This is a genomic window from Alistipes sp. An116 (assembly GCF_002161005.1).
Lineage (GTDB): Bacteria > Bacteroidota > Bacteroidia > Bacteroidales > Rikenellaceae > Alistipes > Alistipes megaguti.
Genome location: NZ_NFLR01000003.1, coordinates 217597 through 232743 on the forward strand (window position 1 = coordinate 217597; position 15147 = coordinate 232743).

At 61.3% G+C, this 15147-nt stretch carries 11 protein-coding genes; 3 read left to right on the forward strand and 8 right to left on the reverse strand.

Features of this window, described 5'->3' with window-relative positions; translation table 11 throughout:
• Positions 1 to 13 precede the first annotated feature (13 nt).
• The 5 genes from B5E60_RS03355 to B5E60_RS03375 form a co-directional block, all read right to left on the reverse strand.
• Entirely contained in the window at positions 14 to 2155 is a 2142-nt protein-coding gene (locus tag B5E60_RS03355) for a DUF4493 domain-containing protein (protein WP_087309466.1), read from the reverse strand.
• A gap of 6 nt (positions 2156 to 2161) precedes the next feature.
• A complete protein-coding gene (locus B5E60_RS03360; protein ID WP_162611590.1) occupies positions 2162 to 3976 on the reverse strand; it encodes a DUF4493 domain-containing protein in 1815 nt (604 codons plus the stop codon).
• A gap of 14 nt (positions 3977 to 3990) precedes the next feature.
• Positions 3991 to 4785 carry a DUF4493 domain-containing protein gene (locus tag B5E60_RS03365; protein WP_087309468.1) on the reverse strand — a complete coding sequence of 265 codons (795 nt, stop codon included), beginning with the start codon at positions 4783 to 4785 and terminating at the stop codon, positions 3991 to 3993.
• Positions 4786 to 4795: 10 nt separating this feature from the next.
• Complete coding sequence (locus tag B5E60_RS03370) at positions 4796 to 6673, reverse strand: fimbrillin family protein (protein ID WP_162611591.1); 1878 nt, start codon at positions 6671 to 6673, stop codon at positions 4796 to 4798.
• A gap of 191 nt (positions 6674 to 6864) precedes the next feature.
• Positions 6865 to 9009: a S9 family peptidase gene (locus B5E60_RS03375; RefSeq protein ID WP_087309470.1), complete on the reverse strand. Its 2145-nt coding sequence runs from the start codon at positions 9007 to 9009 to the stop codon at positions 6865 to 6867.
• A 59-nt stretch (positions 9010 to 9068) separates the two neighbouring features.
• Between B5E60_RS03375 and B5E60_RS03380 the strand changes: the two genes are divergently transcribed.
• Positions 9069 to 9671, forward strand: coding sequence for an NUDIX hydrolase (locus tag B5E60_RS03380; RefSeq protein WP_087309471.1), 603 nt, complete (start codon positions 9069 to 9071; stop codon positions 9669 to 9671).
• A gap of 252 nt (positions 9672 to 9923) precedes the next feature.
• Here B5E60_RS03380 and B5E60_RS03385 read toward each other — a convergent pair whose 3' ends face one another.
• The 3 genes from B5E60_RS03385 to porX all read right to left on the reverse strand — a co-directional run bounded on the left by B5E60_RS03385 (position 9924) and on the right by porX (position 12433).
• The gene (locus B5E60_RS03385) at positions 9924 to 10340 is read right to left on the reverse strand and encodes an SRPBCC domain-containing protein (protein ID WP_087309522.1); all 417 of its coding nucleotides are present in this window, start codon (positions 10338 to 10340) and stop codon (positions 9924 to 9926) included.
• A gap of 119 nt (positions 10341 to 10459) precedes the next feature.
• Entirely contained in the window at positions 10460 to 10876 is a 417-nt protein-coding gene (gene tsaE, locus B5E60_RS03390) for a tRNA (adenosine(37)-N6)-threonylcarbamoyltransferase complex ATPase subunit type 1 TsaE (protein ID WP_087309472.1), read from the reverse strand.
• Between the two features lie 6 nt (positions 10877 to 10882).
• Positions 10883 to 12433: a T9SS response regulator signal transducer PorX gene (porX, locus tag B5E60_RS03395; protein WP_087309473.1), complete on the reverse strand. Its 1551-nt coding sequence runs from the start codon at positions 12431 to 12433 to the stop codon at positions 10883 to 10885.
• Between the two features lie 485 nt (positions 12434 to 12918).
• Between porX and B5E60_RS03400 the strand changes: the two genes are divergently transcribed.
• Together B5E60_RS03400 and B5E60_RS03405 are read left to right on the forward strand one after the other, a co-directional pair.
• Positions 12919 to 13191, forward strand: a complete 273-nt coding sequence (locus B5E60_RS03400) for an HU family DNA-binding protein (RefSeq protein ID WP_015547910.1) — start codon at positions 12919 to 12921, stop codon at positions 13189 to 13191.
• Positions 13192 to 13589: 398 nt separating this feature from the next.
• Positions 13590 to 15146: an Rne/Rng family ribonuclease gene (locus B5E60_RS03405; RefSeq protein WP_087309474.1), complete on the forward strand. Its 1557-nt coding sequence runs from the start codon at positions 13590 to 13592 to the stop codon at positions 15144 to 15146.
• Position 15147 lies beyond the last annotated feature (1 nt).

A 15147-nucleotide genomic window follows, 5' to 3' on the forward strand; every position in this document is an offset into this window, starting at 1 on the left:
AAGCGTTTAATCGTTAGTAAACCCATTGGAAGTCATCGACGTAGAGGACATTCGACGTGCAGCCGTTCATGAAGTCGCCGTAGGCGCTCGTGGCACACGAGATGACCAGCGTGTAGCTGCCCGACGGTTTGGCCGAGGTGTCGTAGAAGTGGAACGGCAGGTCGATCGTGATCATCTTGCCGCCCGACGACTGCTCGGTGATCAGCAGCGAGGCGTAGCCGATGATCCGTCCGGAGGCTTCGGTGGTGTTGTCACCTCCGTAGATGCCCTTGGCGGGATCCCAAACCCCCTTCGGGGAGCTTGATCCCGAGGTGACGCTGTGTTGAGCGTTCCAGTCGACGATGGCGGCGAAGATGCGGGCCTGGTCCTGCGATCCGATGGCCAGCGGACCGCTGTGCTGGTTCTGGTTGACCGTGCCGAGCGTTTCGGCGTAGTAGCGCAGGCGCATCATACGCGGGCGGGCCTGCCAGTCGTAGGGTTGTCCGAAGGAGACTGTACCGCTGGTCCCCGACTGGTTGAAACTGCCCGTGAAGAGGTTGCCGGCCGCCAGATTGACCAGCAGAATCGGTTTGTTGGCCTGCAGACGGGCACAGTGGTTGCCCTCCATGCCGTTGCAGGTGCTCGGCACGCAGAGCGGGCTGCTCATCGAATTGTTGCCGCTGTCCCAGAACGAGCCGTGGTTGTTGTTGAAGCAGCTCATCGAGCCGTCCTCCATGTCGCCGCCCGGAATGGTCTGCCCGGCGGTTGTGGTCAGCGAGGCGAGGCTTTCGCTGCCGTCGATCACGGCACGGCATTCGTATTCGCTGCCGGCCCAGATGCCCGTGCCGGCTTTCGGGGTATAGATCGTCTGTCCGTTTTCGTTGACCGATTCCTCCCATTCGGCGCCGAACGTGGCGCTCCAGGTTCCGTCGCCGGTGTTCGAACCGGCCGTCTCCTGCCACTGGCCCCCTTTCGAGCGCAAGCCGAACGTGACGGACGATACGGCCGGATCGAATACCAGGGCCCGCAGCGTGACGGTATTGTTCCACAGATTGCAATCCGCGGCGGAAGGAGTCAGAACGCCCTGCAGCGTGAAGATGCACTCCGCATCACCCTGTCCGCCGCCGTTGTCGGTCACCTCCAGACGCAGCGGATGGTCGCCGCCCGGACATCCGGCGAAGAAGGCCTCCGAAAGGGTCACCGTAAGGGCGTTTTCGGCGTTCTTCACCACGGACAGCCCGGCCGTTGCGAGCGTCGAAGCCTCGGAGAGCAGGTCGTACTGCTTGCCGTTGAAGTTCATCCGGGCCGAGGTCGTCGGCTTGACGGTTGTGATCTGGAATCGTTTTTCGCCTCCCGTGTACTGTTGTTTCTCCGAGAGTTCGAACCCGTCGCCCTTGATCGTGGGATCGGGGCTCCAGATGATCGTATCGTCGAAATCGTCGGTCGTATCGTCGACGCGGATGGCCACCGCATCGATGAATCCCGGCAGATCGGGCGAGTACCGGAACGTCAGCGTATAGCGGCCCGGGGCCTTCACGTCGGTGATTGTGCCGCTCTTTTCGATCGTGCCGCGCGAGGGGTGCTCGCCGCGGAACCGCCACGAGAGGCTGCTGACCCCCTCGCCGAGGGTGAAGTAACCGGTCGCATCGCCCGTGTAGCGGAGCGTCGAGGCGGCGTCGATGCGGTCGGCGTCAAAGGTGTCGCCCGCCATCACCCGCACCTCGAACTCCGAGCCGAAGTTCTCGGTGACACTCTCCTCGAAGAGCGTGGCCACGGCCGTATTCTGCAGAGTGCACTTCACCTCGACGGGCGTATTCTCGCCGGCCGTCACGGTGAAGGGCTCCTCGCCTTTGTAGAGGCGCTGCGTGAACGAGGCCTCGACCGCCTCACCGGCCTCGACCGCCACGCGGTACTGCCCGGCGATAAGCTCGAGCCGCTCCGGGAGATCCTCCTTCGACGTGTATTTGCGGATCAGTTCGCCGTTGCCGTTGTAGATCCGCACGACGAGGTGCGCCATCGGGTCATACGAACCGTCGCCGGCGGCCTCCGCACGGGTGGAGATCCGCATCGTGAGGGTTCCGGCCGAAGTCTCCGGGGCGAGTTCGTCGCCCTGCTTCGAGCAGGCGCCCAACATCAGCGCCATGGCCGGAATCAGGTATGTCAATAATCGTTTCATGCTACACTATTTGGCAGGTTGAACGAGCGTCAGCGTGGCCTCGGTCGAGGCACCCGCGTTGTCCGTTACGCGCAGATGGAACTTGTAGGTGTTCGGCTCGCCCTCGACATCCGACGGAATTTCGTTCCCGGCGAGGATCCCGACGAACGTGGCGCCCACCTTGAAGAGGATCGAGTTCTGGTTGAGCACCTCGTCGCCGACGGGGAATCCGACGACCGAACCCAGTACCTCTTCGGCCGTCTTGTCGGGGTGGCAGAGGTCGACGCCTGGTGAGATGAGCGACGAGAGCCCGATCTGCTCGAGCAGCGTGCCCAGCGCCTGCGACTCGGCCGTGACGAGCAGTTCGCGGATGCCGCCGTTCGGGGCCGCGATCGTGATCTCGATATCCTTGATTTCGTTCATCACGTAGGGCTCGGCCAGATTGTGGCTGTCGGTCAACATGACGATCGAGGGGGCATTGCCTGCACCGCCCTCTTCGTGGGCCTTGTCGACCAGCAGGGTCAGCGTGGCCGAGGCCTTCTGTCCCTCCTCGTCGGTCACCGTGAAGGCGAAGGTGTGGGTTCCCTCGAAGGCGTAGAGCATCGAGGGCAGCTGTCCGCCGATGTTGAGGGTCTTGGAGGTCAGCCCCTTGATCTGGTCGCCGACCGGAAATCCAAATCCCTGAAGCATGGTGGCCTCCATTCCGCTGATCGAGCAGAGGTCAAACTGCTCGATCTTCAGTTCGCGGAGCGAGGCCATGAACTGCTCGTTGGTCGACGAGATGGCAATATCGAAGCGGGCCACCTTGCCGGGGACCGTGGCGACGATCTCGAAGGGTTCCGAGCAGAGCCCCTCCTCGTCGAACATCGAGGCCTTCAGTTGGAACGTCTCCCCGAAGTCGTGGCCTGTCCACACCATCGAGGGGGCTTCGACAAGCGGTTTCTCGACGTAGAGCGGCTCCCAGAGCCCTTCGGTGCCGTTGATGGTGATCGTCTGGTCGAGGACGAAACTGTCGACCTGAATGTCGAACTTCACGTTGCCCTGATCGGCATAGGCGATTACCAGTTCGATCTTGCGCCACTGACCGGCCTTGACGCCCGGGATCGTGCGGGTGAAACCGGCCTCCCCGCCGTCGGTGAAGGTTCCGGTGAGGACGAAGTCGAGCGTATTCTCTTCGCCGGAGGGCAGGAAGAAGGCGGCCTGGCTGCCGTCCCAGTGTGCTTTGTCGAACTCCAGCGCGGCATCGCCCAGCGAGATGACGACTTTCGTGTCATCGGCCAGCTGCTCGGCCAGATCCGCCGAGCAGAGCAGCGTCACCTTGATGTTCTGCAGCGTGCAGACGATCTCTTCGAGAGAGGTCGTGGCATCCTTCGTGATCGTGAAGGAGCGGGAGGTGCCGTATACCGGCATGTTCCAGGCTGCGGCCTGGAGCTCTTCGTCGCGGTGCGAACGGACCGTCAGATCGTAGCTTCCGATCGGCAGCTCCATGGGGCCTTCGGCGAGTCGGCTCTTCAACTCGGCATAGGTGCCGTCGAAGGCCGGGCTTTGGTCGCCCGAGTTGACGATCGTCACGTGGTAGTTGTCCGTCGCGACATCGGCCCGGGTGGCGGCGTTTGCCTGCGGCGGAGTCTGGGTTGCATCCTCCGTGTCATCGGGGCGGACGTCGGTCTGGCTGTCGGCAATGACGCGCAGCGAGAGCGTCTCGCCGCTCAGATAACCCGTTGTTCCGGCCTCCGCGGAGCCGTTGTCCGTGCTTTTGTAGGGCGGTTCTTCGTTGACGCAGCCCGTCAGCAGAAGGGCGCTCAGGGCCAGGGCCGAGCATAATCCGGTAAAGAATTTCATATTTCGAGTCGTTTTCATGCGTTGGAATCTTTTTGGGAATCGTCGTTCAGTTCGACCTCGAAGGTGCGTTCGTCGAGGTATTCGTCGTAGAGGTTGATCGTCACCGTGGCACTGCCGTTGTCGCGGGCGTCGAAACAGAAGGTGTGACGCGTGCGGGCGACGGTCTGCTCGAGGGTCTGCTCGGGAAAGGTGTACGGACGGTCGAAGGCCGTGCCGGTCTGGCTCTGGAGCATGGCCTCACCGGTGAGGGTGAGCCGTGTGCCGGCCGCCACGAAGACCGCCTCGTCCTGTGTCCCGGCCCCCGGCTTGAAGGTGAAGCGGTTGCCGGCCGACGTGGTGACGGTGAAGACGGCGTCGTGGAAGTAGGTGCGGAACGCCTCGGTCGAGGTGACCGTCACCTGTGAATTGACGATGCGGGCCTCGATCTGTTCCGAGATGCTTTTGCGCGGGAGAATCTGGAAGGTTTTTGTTCCGTGGTAGCAGGGTTTGCCGGCCCCTTCGGCCGCAGGGTCGCCGAAGGAGACCTCGGCGGTGTATTCGCCGGTCGGCAGAAGCGGCTGCGCCTCGTTGAACTCCGTAACGCTCGTCCACGAGTGGTCGTAGTCCGTTCCGGTGATGCGCAGGGCGAACGCTCCGGCCTCGGGTACGGGCGAGGTGGCGATTTCGGCGCGGGTCGTGATGGCGGCATCGGGCGTGCAGAGGATCCGGAGGGTTCCGTATCCGTCGGCCGATGCCGGAGATTCGTTTTTCGAGCATCCTCCGGCCATCAGGACTGCCGATGCCAACAGTGTGAACAGGAAGTTTTTCATGGCGGTGTCGTTATTGGGCGATGGATACGCGGATGTTGTCGATATAGACCCAGTTGTTGGAGTAGTAGTAGGTCAGGGCTTCGCGGGGTTCGCCGCTCTTCATGTAGACCTCCCAGACCAGATGGTGGTTGGCTGTAGCCGTGGCCTGGAATTCGCCGTGCTGCCGGATTTGGTCGAACGAGCCGTCCAGCGCTCCGTTGTCGTTCAGATCGTAGACGTTTGCCGGAATGTTGTATTGCAGAATCGTGCCGGGGTTGCCTTCGCCCGAGATGAATGACCCCCAGCGGTTTGAGGAGGCATTGCGCTCTCCGGAATCGGTGACGCCGACCGCGAGATAGGGTTGCAGGACGTTGCCCTGGTTCGAGGAGCGAGAGATGGCATAGTCAAAGCGTACGACCACCGGGCAGGAGCCCTTCAGAATGCCGAAGCTCGGGCCGTCGATCCGGCCGTGATAGCTGCCTCGGGTCAGAGCGGCGCATTCGTTGCGGCTGCAGATGCGGACAGCCTTTCCGGCGGCGCCGCCACAGCGGGCTCCGGTCCACTCCTGCAGACCGTACCCGCTCAGGTCGTGGGCCGAGTTGTCTCCGCTGGAGGTGTTGGCCAGCGTGTTGTTGTCGCCGTTGCTGAAGTTCGTGACCGTGCTGAAGTCCTCCTCGAAGAGGTACGGCACGCGGAATGCGGCGGCCAGGTTCAGCGTCTCGGGGGTGACTGCCGGCAGCGTGAAAGTCTCGGTCAGAAGGGCGTGCTCCGAATCGTACGTCACCTGGAATCCGGACGTTTCGGCCGTCTGGTTGGGGTATTCGCGGAAGCGGATCAGGTAGTCGCCCGTGCCGGTGACGTCGAACGTCCGGCTGCGGGTGCCGTCCTCGAAGACCCACCCTTCGGGAGCCGTGACCGTGAAGGAGTCGATCTCTTCGCCCAGCGTGTTGGCTCCCGCCTCGTCCAGCCGGAAGTTCAGACGGGTGAACATGCGCCCGAGCCCCGGAACATTGTAGTTGATCGGGGTGGTATGGCCGGCGGCAAAGGTGCGGTCGGCGCTGGCGGGTGCGAAGGTCCGCGACTCCGATTCGCAGCTCTCACCGATGGCCAAAATCGAAATCTGTTGTCCCTCGTCGAGTGTCACGGGGGCGATCATGGCATAGACTACATCGCCGGCATCCTTTGGCTCGGCAAAACGCAGCGTGAGCGTCTTGCTTCCGCCGCTCAACGTGGCGTCGGCCTCCGGATTCGAGGCATCGACCGTCAGACGGCCCGTAACGGCCGTCGGGAAGGTCAGCTCGATCTCCGTGATCGGCTCGCCCAGATCGTTCTTCGGCAGTGTGATTTTCAGCACGTGGATCTTGTGGGCGAATTGCAGGTTGACGATGTCCGAATTGTCGCTGATGCCGTTTGCATCCTTGCGGTCGTGTTCGCGCAGTGCCTCTCCCGTGACGGGCTTGGCCACCATCACGTCCCACTCGCCGTGGAACGTTCCGTCCTGTACGGCCGGAATGTCGTACGAGGCCTGCAGACCGTCGGTTGCGGCCGGGACGGGCGAAACGGCATAATAGGAATAGGTATCCTCGGCCAGGGCGGGAATCGAGCCCCGGAAGCTGGCCGAATTGTAGGAGGCGTTGTAGTGGTAGAGACTGAAGGTGGCGGCTTCGATCACGCGCTGCGAGGCGGAGTTCACGGCCCAGAGTGCGAGTTGGTCACCTGTTTGCCATTTCACCTGCGTGCCCTCCTCGTCCAGCGTGGTGCGGGTGGCGGACTGAGTGGTGATGTCGAGCCGCGGGCCCGAACCGATGGCGACCTCGATGGTTTGTGCTGCCGGATCCGTCGCGACCTCCGGGGCCTTCGAACAGGCGGCCAGAAGCGGCAGGAGCAGCAGGGTTGTCCAACGTTTCATCATGTACGAATTCTTTTATCTGAACATTTGCAAAAATAGGCGCGGGAGGCCGTTTTTGGAAATAAATTCAACGAACGCCCGGTTTTTCATCATGAAACCCTCCCTTTTTCGGGGTTTCCCGGCGACATTTCGAACAGAAAAGGCTCTCCGATCCGGCGGTCGGAGAGCCTTTTACGGGGAAGATTATCAGCCTATTCGGCCTTTTTGACGTAGCGGTCGAGCCAGCCGAAGAATTCGCGGTTCCAGACCATCGAGTTCTGGGGTTTGAAGACCTGGTGCGCCTCGTCGCGGAACTCCACCAGCCGGGCCGGAATGCCCCGTACGCGGGCTGCCGTGAAGGCTTCGAGCGACTGCGTATAGGGGATGCGGAAGTCCTTTTCGCCGGTGAAGATCAGGATCGGCGTATCCCACTTCTCGACGAACTTGTGGGGCGAATTGGCATACGAACGCTGGGCCGTGGCGTTGTCTCGGTCCCAGTACGGGCCGCCGTAGTCGTTGTTGACGAACCACAGCTCCTCGGTTTCGCCGTACATCGAGTCGAAGTCGAAGATGCCGCAGTGGGCGATGAAGGCCTTGAAGCGCTTCTTGTGGCAGCCGGCCAGGAAGTAGACCGAGTAGCCGCCGTACGAGGCGCCGACGCAACCCATGCGCTCCTCGTCGGCCCACGGTTCACGGGCCACGTCGTCGATGGCCGAGAGGTAGTCGCGGATGTTCTGCCCCGAGTAGTCTCCCGAGATCTGGTCGAGCCACTCCTGGCCGAACGACGGTACGCCGCGGCGGTTCGGGGCCACCACCACATAGCCTTGGGCGGCCATCAGCTGGAAGTTCCAGCGATAGCTCCAGCCGTTGGCCACGACACTCTGCGGGCCGCCCTCGCAGTAGAGCAGCGTCGGGTACTTTTGGGCCGGATCGAAGTCGGGCGGCAGGATCACCCACGTGAGCATCTGCTTGCCGTCGGTGGTGCGCACCCAGCGCTTCTGCACCTCACCCATGCGGATGTTTTTGTAGATGGCGTCGTTGATGGCCGAGATCTGGGTCAGCGAGCCGTCCGAGGTGTTGACCTCGAAGAACTCCGTGGCCGACGAGATGGTCGAACGCTCGGCCACCATGCGGCCGCCGCCCGTCGTGAAGGCCGTCAGGCTGTGGTCGCCCTTGGTGAGGACCTCCACCTCGCCGTCGGTCGCGGCCACGCGGCAGATCTGGTACGTGCCCTCGATCGGGGCGATGAACCATACGCGGTCGTTGCCCTCCCAGACGACGTTCTGCGCGTTGTAGTCGAACGCCTCCGTGAGGTCGCACATCTCGGCCGTCGAGCAGTCGTAGAGGAACAGCCGCGACTTGTCCGACTCGTTGCCGGCGCGGCGCTGCGAGAGGAAGGCGATCATCCGGTCGTCGGGCGACCAGACGGGGTATTTGTCATAACCCGGGAGGTTGTCCCGGGACGATTCGATCAACTCTCCGGTGTTGAAGTTCGTGGGTTTGCAGATGTTCTGCGTCTGTCCCGAAGCGACGTCGTAGACGAAGATGTCCGAATCGGTCGAGACGGCGTAGGCCGTGCCGGTGAGCGGTTTGCAGGTGTAGGCCAGCATCGTGCCGGCGTTGTTCCAGGCGATCTCGGCCATGTCGAAGTAGGGGGCCAGCGGAGTGTCCCACGCCGCCTCGGCGCCGATGATGTCCGTGCCCGGCTTCAGCCCCTCGGTTCCGAAATCACCGACAAAGAGGTGCAGATACTCGCCTTCGTCCCAATAGTCCCAGTGGCGGGCCATCAGATCGTCGTAGATGCGGGCCTGAGACTTGTCCATGTCCTTGTGGATGTCGGCCGAACGGCGGTCGGCGGCCTGCACGCGCTGTACGTACCACGCCTTGTCGCCGCGGGGCGAGATACCGAATCCCTCGATGCCGCCCTTCAGATCCGAAAGCTGGCGCACGTTGCCGCCCGTGGGCGACATCTCCCACACCTGCATCGAACCGCTGCGGTCCGAGAGGAAGTAGATCTTCCCGCCGTCGGCGCTCCAGCGCGGCGCGAGGCTGTTTGACGTGAAGTCGGTCAGGCGCGTGACGGCCTTCGAGGCGAGATCCTCGACCCAGAGGGTCGTTACGCCGCGGTTTTCGGCCACGTTGTAATCCGTTTGCTGATAGAGGAGCGTGCGCCCGTCGGGCGAGAGCGACGAAGCGGCCGCACGGCTCATTTTCCACATCACTTCGGGAGTGAACCGCCCGGCGGCGATCTCCTCCGCCGTCAGTGCATTGTCGATCTTCAGGGCTTCGGGACGCTGCCGGTCGCAGGCGCCCAGCCCCACAGCTGCAAGGGCCATCATCAGGATGATTTTTTTCATTTTCGTTGAGGTTGTCCTATTTATTCGTAATTTTGGATTCCGAAAAAATCGTTCACACCATGAATCGTACGGTCTATTTTGCCGACAAGGCGGTGATTTTCACCGCTTCGGCCCCCGACGCGGGGTGGTATGCCGTGGCGGCCGAAGCCGACGGCGGCATATCGCGCACCAAGATACTGAATTTTCTCGAATCGCACAACTCCGTGGCGGTGGTTTCATCCTCGCCCGAGATGACTTTCAAGGCCTTTGCCGGGCAGTTCGCGTGGGTCGAGGCGGCCGGCGGAGTGGTGGTCGATGACGTGGGACGGTGGCTGCTGATTCATCGCAACGGCCGCTGGGACCTGCCCAAAGGGCACCTTGAGGCGGGCGAAAGCCTCGAGCAGTGTGCCGCCCGCGAGGTGGAGGAGGAGACGGGTGTGGCGTGCCGGGCGGTGCGGCCGTTGTGCGCGACGCTGCACGCCTATTGGTTTCCGAAGACCGCACGCTGGGAGTTGAAGCAGACCCACTGGTTCGAGCTCCGCCCGACGGCTCCTGCGGCGCTGCAGCCGCAGACCGAAGAGGGAATCGAACGCGTGGTGTGGTGTACGCCGGCCGAGGCGGCCGAACATCTTCGCACGGCCTTTCCGACCGTTCGCCGCGTGGCCGAGGCGATGCGCGGCTGATTCCGGCCGCCCCTTCCATCCGCCCGCCGGCTGCCCGGACCGATGCCCTGCTCCTGGGTCCGTCCCGATTCCGTCGACGGTTCGCTGCCCAGCCGGCGGCGGGCCTCCTCCTTGTATCTCCGCGAGATTTCGATCAGTCGCTCGGAGACGAAGCGGAGCGCACGGCCGTAGGGCCGACGGTTTTCGAGGTGGTGTTCGATCAGCATCTCCGGGAGGCGGAACCGTCGCTTCTGTATCCGATCCCGGACGGGATCAGTACTGCGGGGCGGCGTTCATCGCCCGGGCAATCCCCTCGGCAATCTGGTCGATGGCCCTCTGAAGTTTCGAGCCCAGCATCATCTTCATCATCATGTTGAGTTCGATGTGCAGCACCAGCCGCATGCGGGTGTCCGTCTCCGATACCGGGTGCAGCTGGATCCAGAAGGCGAAGTCCATCGGCACACCCCCCTCGTCTCCGACGATCTTGACGTGCTTGGGCTCGACGCGCTCCTCCATGCGCAGCTTCACCGTGAAGCCCTTGGCCTTGAACGAGCAGCGGTCTTCCGTGGCCTGCCACTCCTCGACGCGGTCGGCCAGGGCCGGCGTGAGATTGTCGAAGCGGCTGATCACCGCATAGATCTGTTCTGCGGGGCGCAGAATCTGGTGTTGTTTCGAGATGTATTCCTGCATTTTCATGGGTGTTTTGACGGGTTATGTGTGTTTGTCGCCCGCACACGGCCCTTCGGCCTCCTCCTGCGGGCGGATGTTGCCTTTCTTCCCGGACGGGCGGGTTGTGCGGCAACGGCCGCTCAGTCGATTTCGAAGGTGCGGGCCGTTTCGCTGTCGACGGTGATGCGTACCGTCATGACGTTGTCGGGCAGCAGCTGTTCGATCTTCTCGGGCCACTCCACCAGGCACAGGTCGCCCGAGTAGAAGTACTCCTCGTATCCGAAGTCGAAGGCTTCGCGCACGTCGTTGATGCGGTAGAAGTCGAAGTGGTAGATGAGGCGGTTGCCCTGTCCCTTGTACTGGTTGACGATGGCGAACGTGGGGCTGGTGACCGTGTCCGTGGCGCCGAGCTGGGCGGCGATTTCGCGGATGAGCGTTGTCTTTCCGGCACCCATCTCGCCGCGGAAGGCCACCACCGTGCGGCGTCCCAGCGATTCGATGACCGCGCGGGCCACGTGCGGAAGCTCCTCCTGCGAGGTGATATGGATGGTTCTCATGGCGTGTTATTGTTTCGGTTTCAGAACGATGTACGGCACGATCATCTCCTCCATCGAGATGCCGCCGTGCTGGAACGTATTGCGGTAATAGCGGATGTGGCGGTTGGCGTCGTTGTTGTAGACCAGGAAGTCCGAATTGTAGGCGAAGATGTAGCTCGAGGTGAGGTTGCTCGACGGCAGCTGGATGTCCTCGGGGCGCAACACCTCGTAGACTTCGCGCGAGTTGTAGGCCAGGTTGCGGCCCGTTTTGTAGCGCAGGTTCGACGAGGTTTCGCGGTCTCCGGTCACCTTCACCGGGTTGTCCACGCGGATGGTGCCGTGGTCGGAGGTGATGACCACCGTATGGCCGCGTTCGGCCAGCAGCCGCAGGATGGTGTAGAGATCCGAGTGTTCGAACCACGAGCGGGTCAGTGAACGGAACGCCGCTTCGTCCTCGGTCAGTTCGCGGATGATGTCCGTCTCGGTGCGGGCGTGCGAAAGGATGTCGAGGAAGTTGTAGACGATCACCGAGAAGTCGGCGTCGTAGACCTTCTGGATATTGTCGACCAGTTTGCGGCCCTGCTCCGGGCGGACGAGCTTGTCGAAGGAGAATTTCCATGTCTTGCCGTTCTGGCTCATGAGCCGCCGCAGGAACTCCTCCTCGTACTGGTTTTTGCCGCCCTCCTCGTTGTCGTTGAGCCACTTGTGGGGCATCAGCTTGTCGATGGCCAGCGGCATCAGTCCGGCGAAGATGGCGTTGCGGGCGTACTGGGTGGCGGTGGGCAGGATGGCGCAGTAGAAGTCGTCCTGCTGCACGTCGTAGTAGCCCCGCAGCAGCGACGAGATGGCCCGCCACTGGTCGTAGCGGAAGTTGTCGATCAGCAGCAACGTGGTCTTCGGGTTTTCGTCCACCACGGGGAAGATCTTCGTGCGCATGAGCGTATGCGACATCACGGGTGTATCGTCCGAGCGGCGGTTGATCCAGTTGTAGTAGTTGCGGCGCACGAACTTGCAGAACTCCTGATTGGCTTCGGATTTCTGATAGGTGAGCACCTCCTTGATGCTTTCGTCGGTGGATTCGCCCAGTTCGATCTCCCAGGCGGTGAGCTTGCGGTAGAGCGAGCACCAGTCCGAGAAGTTCTCGGCCATCTGCAGCGAGGCCGAGATGCGTCCGAATTCGGAGCGGTAGTCGGCCGTGGTCTGTTCGGTGACGAGCTGCTGCTGGTGGACGTTCTTCTTGATCGACAGCAGCACCTGGTTCGGGTTGACGGGCTTGATCAGGTAGTCGGCGATTTTCGAGCCGATGGCCTTGTCCATGATGTTCTCCTCCTCGCTCTTGGTGACCATGATGACGGGAGTTGTCGGGCGTACCTCCTTGATTTTGGGGAGGGTTTCGAGGCCCGTCATGCCGGGCATCATCTCGTCAAGGATGATCAGATCGTAGGCATTTTCGGTCGCCATGTCGATGGCGTCGTAGCCGTTGTTGCAGGTGTCGACCTCATAGCCCTTCTGCTTGAGGAAGAAGACATGCGGTTTGAGCAGTTCGATTTCGTCGTCGACCCAGAGTATTTTGACCATGCCAGTGTCGGTTTAGGGATTACAAAATTAGTGATTTTACCATCAAACGCAAAAATCCTGCGCTTTATTGTCGCGGCTGGGATTTCGGGGTGATGGCAGGCGTGTGGAAGTCCGGGCGGCCGACCGAACCCGGGCCGGCGGCGACGCCGCACGGCGTGGACGGGATTCCCGAAGGAGCTGTTCCGCGGAATGCGGGCGCGGTTTTTCAGCGTGCCGGCCGGATTATTGGTCATGTGGCTGCATGCCAGCGTCTTGCCGGGTGTGCTTCCGGTTTTTCGGCCGCCGTTTTCCCGAAGAGGCGGCGGCGTGTTCGGATTTTGGCCCGGGATTTGCTTTTGTCGGGTTATCGTGCTGGCTTCGTGAGCGCTACGGGGTCGAGAAAAAATTGAAAAAAAATGGCCGTTTGTTGGCGGAATTTCAAATAAAGCGTATATTTGCACTCCGAATCAATCGGATGAACTTAATATTTTAATTTATTAACAGATATGACAAAGGCTGATATCGTAAGCGAAATCGCTAAGAGCACCGGCGTGGAGAAAGTGCAGGTGCAGGCTATCGTCGAGGCTTTCATGGAGAGTATCAAGACGTCGCTCACCCAGAAGAATAATGTGTATCTTCGCGGCTTCGGAAGCTTCATCGTGAAGAAACGTGCCAAGAAAGTGGCCCGCAACATCTCGAAGAATACGACGATCACCATCCCCGAGCACAACATCCCCGCTTTCAAGCCCGCAAAGAGCTTTGCAGCGAAGGTAAAATAAACGATAAACAAAGAACCTCTTAAAATTTAACCACTATGCCAAACGGAAAGAAGCATAAGCGTCACAAGATGGCTACCCACAAGCGCAAAAAACGTCTGCGCAAGAACCGTCACAAGAAAAAGTAGGGTAGCACCTTCGTGCTAACGAATAGATAAAGCTAAAGGGGCCCCCGGGTTCCTTTAGCTTTACCTATTTTTCGGAAATCCATCTTTTCGGGGCTTTGGCCCCTCCGGTTTGCGGTCATCCGACGCTGCGGCGTCACCGCCCCGTCCCCCGGTTCCTGCGGGAAAAAGCGGACTTTTCCATTGGAGTTCGCCGCCACTTCATCCCAAAATGCGGCTCTTGTACTAATTTCAGCCCAAACCGCCCCGGACGCCCGGACGCGGAATCAGATATAAATGAACAGAGAGTTAATCGTAAACGTCAACCCTACCGAGATCACCATCGCCCTGTGCGAGGACAAGGTGCTCGTCGAGCTCAACAAGGAGCAGTGTCAGACGGGCTTTGCCGTGGGAGACATTTACCTCGGGAAGGTGCGCAAGATCATGCCGGGTCTGAACGCGGCATTCGTCAACATAGGGCACGAAAAGGATGCTTTCATCCACTACCTTGATCTGGGAACGCAGTTCCCGTCGCTGCAGAAGCTGGTCAACTCGCAACAGCCCGGAAAGCGGGGCATGCGCGTCGAGACCATGAAGCTCGAACCGCCCATCGAGAAGACGGGCAAGATCGGCGACTACCTCCAGGTCGGACAGCAGATCATGGTCCAGGTGGCCAAGGAGGCCATTTCGACCAAGGGGCCGCGTCTGACGTCGGACATCTCGCTGGCGGGCCGCAACGTGGTGCTGGTTCCCTTCTCGTCGAAGGTCTACCTCTCGCAGAAGATCCGCTCGGCCGAGGAGAAGCGCCGTCTGAAGCGCATCGCCACGGAGGTGCTGCCGAAAAACTTCGGCGTCATCATCCGCACGGCGGCCATGGAGGCCAAGGACGAGGATGTTGCCCACGACATCCAGACCCAGATCGACCGCTGGCGCAAGACCTGCGGGGCGATCAAGCGCTGCGCGGCACAGGCTCCGGCCCAGCTGATGAACGAGATGAACCGCGCCAACACGATCATCCGCGACTCGCTGAACGGCTCCTTTTCGCAGATCGCCGTCAACGACGAGGCGATGTACAAGGAGATCCGCAACTACATCCATGAGATTGATCCCGAGAAGGAGAAGATCGTCAAACTCTACAAGGGGACGGTTCCGATCTTCGACAACTTCGACATCTCGAAACAGATCAAGTCGCTGTTTGCCAAGTACGTGTCGCTGAAGCGCGGCGCCTACCTCATCATCGAGCACACGGAGGCGATGAACGTCATCGACGTCAACTCGGGCAACCGCACCAAGGCCGAGGACAACCAGGAGCAGACGGCCATGGACGTGAACCTGGCCGCCGCCAAGGAGATTGCGCGCCAGCTGCGTCTGCGCGACCTGGGCGGTATCGTCATCATCGACTTCATCGACCTGCACAAGGCGCAGAACAAGCAGGCGTTGTTCGACGAGATGGTCAAGCTCATGGCGACGGACAAGGCCAAGCATACGGTGTTGCCGCTGACGAAGTTCGGACTGATGCAGATCACGCGCCAGCGGGTGCGTCCGGTGGCCGTGGAGAATGTCTCGGATGTCTGCCCGACGTGCAACGGTACGGGGCGGATCGAGCCGACGGTGCTGCTGGACAAGAAGATCGAGAACCAGATCTCGTTCCTCACGGAGGATCGCGGCCACAAGTTCATCAAGCTGGTTGTCAGCCCCTACGTGGCTTCGTACCTGCGCAAGGGCTTCTGGTCGCTGCGCCGCCGCTGGGAGTGGAAATACAAGGTGCGGCTGAAGATCGTCGAGGATCAGAGCACCGGCATCGTCGATGTCCATTACCATGACCGCAAGGACAACGATCTGATCGAGAAATAAG